We start from the raw sequence: 10,680 nt of genomic DNA, 5'->3' as shown, positions 1-10,680 counted from the left end.
GCGCGCCCGCCGTGCCATGCGCCGACGTGCCACCGGCCCCACCGGCGCCGCCGGCGCCACCGTTACCGCCGGTGCCGGCCGTGCTGGTGGCATCGCCACCGGCGCCGCCGTCAGCACCGCTGCCCGCAGCCGCGTCCTGGCCCGCGACGCCGTCGGCGCCCACACCGCCGACACCGCCGGTGGCGCCGTTACCACCGGCACCACCCGCGCCACCGTTGCCCGCATCGGCGCCGCCGGCGCCACCCGCACCACCGACACCGCCGGCGCCACCGGTCAGACCCGAGGTGCCGTCACCGGTGGCGGCGGTGTGGCCGGCCATCCCGACCGCGCCGTCACCGCCGTGTCCACCGGCACCGCCGTTGCCCAGGTTGCCCGCAGCACCGCCGGCACCACCGGCACCACCGGTGCCACCGGCCGTCGTCGCGTTGGCGCCGTCGCCGCCGGCACCGCCGTTACCGCCGCCGACCGCCGCCGCGCCACCGGCACCGGCCACTCCGGCGTCGCCACCGCGACCACCGGCACCGCCGTCGAGTGTGGTGGCGTCACCGTTACCGCCGGCGCCACCGTTACCGCCGGCACCGGCCGCGCCCCCGACGCCGGCGTCACCACCGGCACCGGACGCACCGGTGCTGCCGATCAGGCCGCCGGCACCGCCGGCGCCCGCATGGCCACCGGCACCACCGGCACCACCATTGCCACCGTTACCCGCAGCACCACCGGTCGCACCGGCAAGCGTCGCCGCAATCCCATCACCGCCCTGCGCACCGGCACCACCATTGCCACCATCACCAGCCGCACCACCGGCGCCACCGGAACCGAACAACCACGAACCCCTACCCCCAACACCACCATTGCCACCCGCACCACCAGCGTCACCATCACCGCCAACCAAACCCGCAGCCCCAGCCAAACCCGCCAAACCCGTCGCACCATCACCCCCAACACCACCGGCGCCACCAACCCCGAACATCCACCCCGCACCCACACCACCGGCACCACCATCGCCACCAGCACCCCCACCGACACCCACACCACCGGCACCACCATCACCACCGATGCCCATCCACCAACCACCAGCACCACCAGCGCCACCATCACCACCGGCCAGGCCCCCACCACCGGCACCACCATCGCCGAACATCCCCGCCGAACCACCCACACCACCCACACCATCAACAGACGTGCCACCGGCCCCACCATCGCCAAACCACAACCCACCCGCACCACCAGCAGCCGCCGCCAACGACCCACCATCAACACCATCAGCACCGTTACCGATCAGAACCTGACCAAAACCAAACGTCGAATTGATGAACCCATCAACCTGCTGCCCCAACGGCGACAAAATCCAGTCCTGCCCCATCTGATGCAACGGCGTATAGAACAGCGACCCGAACCAATCCTCCGACGCCGCCGACCCCGACACCGCCACCACCGACGCATCAAACGACAACCCCACATTGGCCAACAACGGCTCCCACGACGACGCCTCAAACAACGCCTCCCACGACCCCGGCGCACCCAAATCCCCCAACGCCAAAGCCAAATCCGAACCCAGCAGATCCACCACCCAATCCGCCTCATCAGCACGCACCACCGGCACCGAAGACAACGGCGACAACCCAAACGCCAAAAACGCCCCCACCGCAGTGCCGGCTCCCAGCAACCGCCGACCCTGCCGACGACGTCCTGTGGTGTTACGCCTCACTGCCATGTGCGTTTCCTATCTGTGCGGGGCCACAGTTGTGCTGGCTCTGCCTGTCTTGGGTTGCTGGAGCATGGATTTCGCGGTGTCAGCAGGGTCAGCCGGTGTAGCCGAGGGCTTCGGCGATCTGCTGCGGGATGTTGTTGAGCAACTCGGAGAACTGCCCGAAGAAGGTGCTGTTGACGGCGACCAGACCCAGATCGGACAGACCCAGACCGCTGAGGATGGTGTCGATGTCGGTGTTGCCCAAGCCCAGATCGCCGAGCAGCGAGTTGATCGTCACGCCGCCGATACCCAGGTTGCCGATGATCGTGTCCAGATCGTTGTTGCCCAGACCCAGATCGCCGAGCATCGAGCCGAGCGTCGGATTACCCAGCACGCTGGTCGTCAGGTCGGTGATGAAGGTCTCCAGATGCACCTGGTCGAGGCCGAGGCCGCCGAGCACGCTGCCGATCGAGGTGGTGCCGAGCAGCGAATTGATGACCTCGTCGAGGTGTTTGTCGTCCAGGCCCAGATCGCTGAGCAGCGTGGCAATCGGGATGCCGCCCAAGCCGATTCGGTCGATGAACATGTTCAGGTCGATGTTGTTCAGGCCGAGGTCGTTGAGCATCGCCTGGATGCCGAGGTGATCGAGGCCCAGTGCGTCGATCAGGTTCCCCAGACCGACGTTGTCCATTCCGAGGTCACTGAAGATCGAGTTCAGCGTGGTGTCGCTGACGCCCAGCCCGCTCAGCAGGCGATCCACGATCTCCGACAGCGTCGGGTTGAAGCCCAGGTCGGTGAAGAACTGCTCCAGCGTGACGTTGCCGGACAGGTTGCCCAACCCGTCGAGCAGGCTGCCCAGCGTGACGGTGTTGATGCCCATCGCCTGCAGCAGTTGGTCGATCGTGGCGTGGCCGAGGCCCAGGTTGTCCAGGGTCTGGCCGACGGTGTTGGTGCCGAGCAGGGCGTTGAGGGTGGGGTTGCCGATCTTGTTGATCAGGCTTGCGTTCTCCGGGGAGAGCTCGGCCAGCGGGGTGTCACCGATGCCGGCCAGCGTCAGCAGTTGGGTGAACTGGATGTCGGCGAGGCTGGTGCCGGCGGGGATGGCGACGCCGCCGATCTCCGCCGGGGCCGGCGCCTGGGCGAGCAGTTCGCCCAGGGTCTGGCTACCGAGGTTGCCGTTGAGCAGGTCGCTCAGGGTCATGCCGGGTGGGATCAGATCGTTGAGCAGCGCGACCAGCCCGGTGTTGCCGGTGACACCCGCGCCGAGGAACCCGTTGTTGAGCAGGTCCAGCAGGGTGTCGTTGCCCATGCTGCCGAGCGCGTCACCGATCACGCTGCCGAGGGTGAGGTTGCCGATGCCCAGCTCGTCGAAGAAGTCGGTGAGCGGCGGGTTGCCGAGGAACTGGGAGAGCAGGCCGCCGACCGTCAGGCTCGGGTCGACCAGGCTGGCCAGTGAGTCGTTGCCCTGCGCGCCGAGCAGGTCGGAGAGCAGCCCGCCCACGGTCTGGTTCGGGCCGAGGAAGTCCAGCAGCAACCCGCCGATGGTGGGGTTGCCGACGCCGACCTCCGACGAATTGAGCAGGGCGATCAGCAGGCTGGCCACCGAGTCGCTCTGGTCGAAGCCGCCGAGGGTGCCCAGCAGGTCGGCCATCGTGGGGTTGCCGACGCCGGAGCTGTTGAGCAGCCCGATCAGCACACTGGACAGCGAGTCTTCGCCGGGCCCGAACTGGTTGAGCAGGTCGACCGGGGTGAGGTGGCCGAAGCCGACCTGGTCGAGCAGGCCGGTGAGCAGGCCGTCGAGCGGCTTGTCCCCGATGCCGGCCTGGGTGAGCAGGCCGGTGAGGGTTTGATCGCCCAGGCCGGCGGCGTTGACGAGGGTGCCGACGTCGACGTTGATGTTCATCGATTGGCCGGCGGTGAGGATGCCGTTGAACAGCGGGATGTCGAAGCCGCCGACGGTGAGCGAGTCGTGGCCGTTGAGGAAGGCGTTGAGCAGGGTGGCGGGCGCGCCGATCAGTGCGGCGAACGCCGCGGTCGGGTCGCTGAAGTCGAAGATCTGCTTGAACAGTTCCTGCATCGCGTTGAAGACGGTGACCAGCGGGCCGATGTCGGCGAGCAGCATGTTCAGCCAGGTCGGCAGCTGCACGCCGATCTCCGCCGGGAACGGCAGCAGGTGCGCGTCGATGGTGGGCAGCGGGTTGGTGAAGACGTTGAGCGCGTCCGGGATACCGGCCAGCGCCTGCTGCGGGTTGGTGAAGATGTGCTCCAGCAGGCCGAAGAAGTTGACCGAATTGTCGCTCAGCGCCTTCAGGTTGGCGGCGGTGTTGCTGAACAGTTCGGTGTAGGGCGCGAAGAAGTCGGTGGCGGCCAGGGCCACTGCCCGCTGTTCGACGAGGGCCAGCCGGTGTTCCAGCTGCGGCAGGTGCGATGTCGCCACCGGCGCCGCCACCAGGCCGACCCCGACGATGACCAGTCCGCTGGTGACATAGGGACGAAGCGTCTGCGTCATGATGCCCTCTCGAACCGACATTCCCCAGTTCCCTTCTCGCCTAAGCACCGAGCACCTGCGCGATCTGGTTCGGCAGACCGTCGAGGAAGTAGGACAGCTGACCGAAGAACTCCTCGATCTGGGCGTTCAGCACGTTGGTGCTGCCCAGACCCAGCGAGGTGAGCAGGTCGTCGACGGTCTGGGTGCCGAAGCTGCCGAGCAGCGAATTCACCGTCTGGGTGCCGAACAGCGAATTGACCAGCTCGTCCAGCGTCTTATCGCCCAGGCCCAGGTCGCTCAGGCCGGAGCTGACCGTCTGCGTCCCGAACAGCTGGTTCAGCAGGTCGTCGAGGTGCTGACCGCCGATGCCGCCGCTGTTGAGCGCGTCGTTGACGGTCTGACCGCCCAGCGCCTGGTTGAGGATGTCCTGCAAGCTCATGCTGCCGACGCCGTTGTCGTCGAGCGCGCTGCTGACGGTCATGTTGCCGAGGAACTGGTCGAGCAGGTCGCCCAGGTGCTGGTTGCCGATGCCGGAGCCGTTGAGCAGGTCGACGATGCTCTGGTTCGGCACCAACTGGTTGACCAGGTCGTCGAGGGTGGTGTTGTTCATGCCGAGGTCGGTGAGGAGCGCGGCCAGGGTCTGGTCGGGGACCAGCGAGGTCACCAGGTCGCTGAGGGTCATGTCCCCGTAGCCGGCGTCGTTGAGCACGTCGCTCAGCGTCATGTGCAGGTTGTCGTGGATCAGGTCGGCCAGCGTCGCGTGGCCCATGTCGCCGAGCGCGTCGCCGAGGCTCTGGTTCAGCAGCCCCTGGTCGTCGAGGATCGAGCCGAGGGTCTGCCCGCCGAGTGCGTCGACCAGCAGGGCGTCGCCGCCCTTGGCCAGCGGGGTGCCGCCGGTGGCGGCGATGAAGTCGTTGATCGTGAGGTTCCCGACGATCCCCATCTGCTGCAGGTTGGTGAACAGCGTGCCCAGCGAGAGGTTGGTGATGCCCAGCAGGTCGGTGACGTCCTTGACGGTGATGTTGCTCATGCCGGCCGCGTCGAGCACGTCGGCCAGCGTCTTGTCGGCCGTGGGTCCGAGGATGCTGACCACCACGTCGCCCAGGTCGGCGTTGCCCAGGCCGAGGTCGTTGACCAGGGTGCTGACGGTCTGATCGCCCACCCCCAGCCCGTCGAGCAGCGAGGTGAGCAGCCCGTGGGTGGTCAGGTCGCTGCCGCCGAGCGAGTCGAGCAGGGCGACCGGGGTCTGCCCGCCGAGTCCGAGCGCGTCGAGCGCGTTGGTCAGCAGTCCGGGCAGCGTCAGGTCACCGCCGCCGAGTTGGGTGAGCAGTCCGCTGACGGTCGGGTCGCCGATGCCCAGCGCGTCGAGCACGTCCTTGCCCAGGTCGGCGACCTTGAGGCTGCCCACGCCGAGGTCGTCGGCGATGCCGGTGATGGTCGGGTTGCCGATGCCCAGGGCGGTGGTGAGGTCGATCGCCAGGTCGGACAGCTTCAGGGTGCCGATACCGAGCTGGTCGGCGATCTCGGTGACGGAGGGGTTGCCGACGCCGACCGCGTCGAGCAGGTGCGACAGCAGACTGGAGATCTGCAGGTTGCCGAGCCCGATGTCGTCGAGCAGGTCGATGGGGGTCTTGGCTCCCAGCCCGACGGCGTCCAGCAGGCCGGTGAGCGCGCCCGCGACCGGGGTGTCGCCGATCCCGATCTGGCTGAGCAGGCTGGCGACGGTCTCGTCGCCGATCTTGAGCCCGTGGACGATGTCGTTGAGGTCGATGTTCAGGTCCAGGGACTGGCCGGGGACCAGGATCCCGTTGAACAGCGGCAGGCTGATGCCGAACACATCGAGGCTGTCGGTGCCGTTGAGGAAGGCGTTGAGCAGCACCGCCGGGGCGGTGAACAACGCCGCGAACGGGTCGAGAAGACTTGTGGGACTGAAGATCTGGGTCAGGATGTCGTGCATCGCGTGGTCGACGGCGACCAGCGGACCGAGCATGCCCATGCCGATCGTGAGCAGCGGCGACAGCATGATCAGGATCGGGTCCGACCCGCTGATCTGCGGCGCCACGTTGCCCAGGAAGTCGAACACCTCCGGTAGCCGGGACAGCGACGACGGATCGGTGAGGATCTGGGTGAACAGGTTCGCCCAGCCGTTGTCGGAGCCCATCGCCACCAGGTTCGTCGCGGTGTTCTGGAACAGGTCGACGTAGGGCGTGAAGAAGTCCGGGCCGGCGGTCAGGTGCACCGGAAGGTGCTGCACCGGCGCGACGGGGGGCTGCGGAATCTCGTGGCGGATGTCCTCCAGGAGGCGCGGCCCCGCGGTGGGGACCACCGCATTGACGGCGACCAGGGAAGCACCCGCGATGGCGACACCGAGGGTGGTGTAGGGGCGAAGTGCCAGCTGCATCATGCTCTCCTGACCCGAATCCACTGTGATCTTGCTTAAAGCTACATGAGTTCATGATTTTGTCCACTTACTTTTCGGGGTCCAAATATGGCTCGTATCGCGATCCATGACCCTTGGAACGATCTGACGTTCACTTATAGAGACTTTGACGTCCAACGATCCAATCCGTCTCTCATGTTTCCTGCAACGATCTCCAGCTAGCGTCCGGTTTTCCGTGGTATAAGGCAGACGATGTCTGCAAACACCCTGATGGACCTGCTGCGACAGCAGGCCGAGCGCTACGGCGACAAGGTCGCGTTCAGCTTCTGCCCGGACGGCGGCGCGGAGCAGGCGCGGCTCAGCTATGCCGAGCTCGATGCCCGGGCGCGTGCGGTCGCGGCCGAACTGCAGCACCGGGGCGCCGCCGGGCGGCGGGTGCTGCTGGTCTGTGAGCCCGGCCTGGACAACGCCGTCGGCCTCTTCGCCTGCGCTTACGCGGGGGCCGTCGTCGCACCGACGAACGAGACCCTGTCCCGGCTCAAGCTGATCGCCACCGACATCCGCGCCGACTTCGCGCTGGCCACCGCCGGGATGCAGACCGCGGTCCGCGCCGAACTCGACGCGCTGACCGGCGACCACCCACTGCAGTGGTGCACGCTCGACGCGCCGGCCACCGACAGCACCGCCGAATGGACGGTCCCCGACCTCGACCCCGACGACACCGTGCTGATCCAGTACACGTCCGGGTCCACCAAGGCCCCCAAGGGCGTCATGGTCAGCCATCGCAACCTGCTGCACAACCTGGCGGCGATCCAAGCGCTGTGGCATGGCGACGACACCGACGTCGCCGTGTGGTGGCTACCCCAGCATCACGACATGGGGCTGATCGCCGGGATTCTCGAGATGGTGTACATCGGGGCCAGCACCGTGTTGATGGCGCCCAACGCGTTCATCAAGAAGCCGCTGCGCTGGCTGGAGGCGATGTCGCGGCACCGCGCAACCATCACGGCCGCACCGACTTTCGCCTACAACCTGTGCGTGAAGACGACCACCGCCGAGCAGCGGGCCGCACTGGATCTGTCCAGCCTGGCGCACGCCTGGATCGGGACCGAGCCGGTGGCGGCGGCCACCCTGCGGAACTTCGCGGAGGCGTTCGCGCCGAGCGGGTTTGAGCTGTCGTCCTTCCGGCCCGCGTTCGGCCTGGCCGAGTCCTCGTTGGTGGCAACGGGATTGGCGAGTCCTGGCCTGCCAGGGGTGCGCTACGTCGACCGCACCGCGCTGGGCCGGGATCAGCTGGTCGACGTCGCCGCCGACAGTGCAGACGCCGTGGCACTGGTCGGCTGCGGTTCGCCGGTGGCCGACCAGACGGTGCTGATCGTCGACCCGGAGACCCGGCTGCCGTGCGGTCCCGACCGGGTCGGGGAGATCTGGGTGGCGGGGCCCAGTGTGGCGCAAGGCTATTGGGGACGGCCGGCGGAGACCGAGCGGGTTTTCGGTGCTCGGCTGGCCGACACCGGCGCGGGGCCGTTCCTGCGCACCGGGGATCTCGGGTTCTTCTGCGCCGGTGAATTGTTCGTCACCGGGAGGTGGGCGGATCTGGTGACGATCCGCGACACGAACCACTACCCGAACGACATCGAGGACACCGTGACCGGCTGCGATCCGGCACTGATGCCCGGCCGCTGCGCGGTGTTCGCCGTCAAGCCGGATGCGCACGCCGACGAGCAGCTGGTGGTGGTGCAGGAGGTGCAGCGGGCGTCGCTCGGCGGCGACATGACCGGCGCCGTCGACGCGATCCGCTCACAAGTGGTTGCGCGGCACGGCGTCTCGCCCCACGACATCCTGCTGGTCGAGCCGATGCGGATTCCCACCACCACCAGCGGCAAGATCCAGCGCAGCGCATGCCGGCAGCGCTTCACCGACGGCGACTTCACCCCGGTGGCGCGGTGGCAGGCCCCGCCCGCCGAGCGCACCGGCGCCCGGCCGCAACTCAACCTGGGCGCGGTCGCGGGTGCGCTCCGAACGGCCTTGCAGCAGTCTCAGCGCAGCTGAAGTCGATTAGCCGACCGGCCGCTGCGGTCCGCGTCGTCGCTGCACCATCCCCGCCACCGCCATCCGCACCAGGCCGCCCACGAGTTGCCCCTTGACGTCCGGGGTGTCGCCGTCCGGCGGCGCCGCCTGCCACTGCGCCAGTGCGGCCAGTTCGCCGGCGACGTACTGGTCCCGGCAGGCGCCGCGCTGGATCTTGCCGCTGGTGGTGGTCGGGATTCGCATCGGTTTGATCAGCAGCACGGTCTGCGCGTCGACGCCGTGCTGCGCGCGGATCGCCTCGCGGATCTCGGTGATCAGGGCGTCCAGGTCCACCCCGGCCGCATCGTGGTGGTGCACCTCCTGCACCACCACCAGGTGTTCGGGGGCGCTGCGCTCGGTGGGCAGCAGGAACGCCGCGCCACGGCCGGGCAGCAGTGCCGGGTGGCAGTCGGCCACGGTCATCTCGATGTCGTTCGGGTAGTGGCGGTAACCGTCGATCAGCATCAGGTCCTTGCACCGGCCGGTGACGTACAGCTCGCCGCCGCGGAAGAAGCCGAGGTCGCCGCTGCGCAGATACGGACCCGCACCGGTGTCGGCCAGGTGCGCGTTGAAAGCGTGCTCGGTCTGCGCCGGCCGTCCCCAATAGCCTTGCGCCACACTGGGTCCGGCAATCCAGATCTCCCCCACCTGGTCGTCGCCGCGCTGCCGCCCGGTCTCCGGGTCGACGATCAGCACCTCCTGGCCGCCCTGCCGGCTGCCGCAGCCCACCAGGCGGAGCGTGCCATCGGTGCCGGCCGGCACCTCCACCACCGCATCCTCTTTGAGCGCGGCCCGGTCGATGTGGCGCACCACCGGCACCGCCGAGTTCGACACCCCCGACACCCCCAGCGTCGCCTCCGCCAGGCCGTAGGCCGGGCGGAACGCCTCGGGCCGGAAACCGGCGGGGGCGAACGCCTCGGCGAACGCCTCGAGGGTCTTCGCGCGGATCGGTTCGGCGCCGACGACGGCGATCTCCCAGTTGGACAGGTCGAGGGCGGCGCGCTGCTCGGCGGTGCTGCGCTTGACGGCGGCCTCGTAGGCGAAGTTGGGGGCGGCGCCGATCACCGCGTGGTACCGCGACATCGCCTGCAGCCAGCGGATCGGGCGCATCAGGAAGGCGCTCGGCGACATCAGCACGGTGGTGCGGCCGCCGTAGAGCGTGCCCAGGATGCCGCCGACGAAACCCATGTCGTGGTACTGCGGCAGCCAGGACACCCCGCTGACCGGGCTGGAGAACACCGGATCGTCGAACTTCGGGTCCCACGCCTGCCGGATGATCTCCAGGTTGTTCGCGTAGTTGCGGTGGGTGAGCACGCAGCCCTTGGGCTTGTCGGTGGAACCGGAGGTGTACTGGATCATCGCGACGGTGTGCTCGTCGATCTCCGGTGGCACCCAGGTCGCACCGTCGTCGTCGGTCTCGTCCATCGCGAACCACTCCAGGTTCGGGCCGTCGCTCAACTCGCCGACCGCGGCCTTCATCTTGGACTGGGTCTTGGCGGTGCCCAGCGCGAAGCGCGCCTGCACTTCCGGGACGACGGTCTCGACGCGCCGGATCGGCCAGTGCTCATCGACCGGGACCGCGACGGCGCCGGCGTAGAAGCAGCCGAACAACCCGGCGACGCTGTCCACCCCCGGGCGGCACAGCACCAGCACCCGCTCACCGGTGGCACCGCGGCGCTGCAGGCCGGCCGCGATTCCCCGGGCCCGCTCGTCGAGTTCGCGGTAGGTGATCCGGCTCTGCTCCTCGTCGCCCTCGGGGCAGAAGATGAACGCGGGCGTGTCCCGATGCCGCTCGGATTGCTGCCGCAGCAGGTCCACCAGGGTGTCCGGTACGGAAGTGGTCACCGACGTCGGTTGTTCGGCCATCTGCTGCCCTGTCTCGGGAGGTGGGAGTCCGGGTGATGTCGCCCACAGCGTAGTCCAGTCCGGTCACCGGGACGGCGGTGCTGCCGCGGCGGATCATTCCCGCCCGCTCCGCAACATCCGTCCCAGTCGTCACGGGAGCGGGGCGTGTGCCGTTGTGCCCGCCTCTGCGCGACAACGGGTGTTAGG

Annotated in this window: 4 protein-coding genes and 1 pseudogene; 1 reads left to right on the top strand and 4 read right to left on the bottom strand. The window is 68.5% G+C overall.

The window, feature by feature from the left end:
* The 3 genes and pseudogenes from KIH27_RS21435 to KIH27_RS21425 form a co-directional block, all read right to left on the bottom strand.
* Nucleotides 1-1,345 (bottom strand): annotated as a pseudogene (locus KIH27_RS21435) (PE family protein); the annotation flags it as partial.
* 457 nt (nt 1,346-1,802) lie between these two features.
* Nucleotides 1,803-4,199, bottom strand: a complete 2,397-nt coding sequence (locus KIH27_RS21430) for a hypothetical protein (protein ID WP_214094980.1) — start codon at nt 4,197-4,199, stop codon at nt 1,803-1,805.
* A gap of 40 nt (nt 4,200-4,239) precedes the next feature.
* A complete protein-coding gene (locus KIH27_RS21425; protein WP_307856972.1) occupies nt 4,240-6,603 on the bottom strand; it encodes a hypothetical protein in 2,364 nt (787 codons plus the stop codon).
* A 207-nt stretch (nt 6,604-6,810) separates the two neighbouring features.
* On the opposite strand from KIH27_RS21425, the gene KIH27_RS21420 reads away from it, so the two are divergent.
* Nucleotides 6,811-8,610, top strand: a complete 1,800-nt coding sequence (locus KIH27_RS21420) for a fatty acyl-AMP ligase (RefSeq protein WP_214094979.1) — start codon at nt 6,811-6,813, stop codon at nt 8,608-8,610.
* Between the two features lie 6 nt (nt 8,611-8,616).
* Here KIH27_RS21420 and KIH27_RS21415 read toward each other — a convergent pair whose 3' ends face one another.
* Complete coding sequence (locus KIH27_RS21415; RefSeq protein WP_214094978.1) at nt 8,617-10,494, bottom strand: fatty acyl-AMP ligase; 1,878 nt, start codon at nt 10,492-10,494, stop codon at nt 8,617-8,619.
* Nucleotides 10,495-10,680: the final 186 nt, after the last annotated feature.

It is taken from the genome of Mycolicibacter acidiphilus (genome assembly GCF_018455725.1).
Lineage (GTDB): Bacteria > Actinomycetota > Actinomycetes > Mycobacteriales > Mycobacteriaceae > Mycobacterium > Mycobacterium acidiphilum.
Note: the sequence above shows the minus strand (reverse complement) of the source record. Positions and strands in the feature narration are given on the sequence as shown.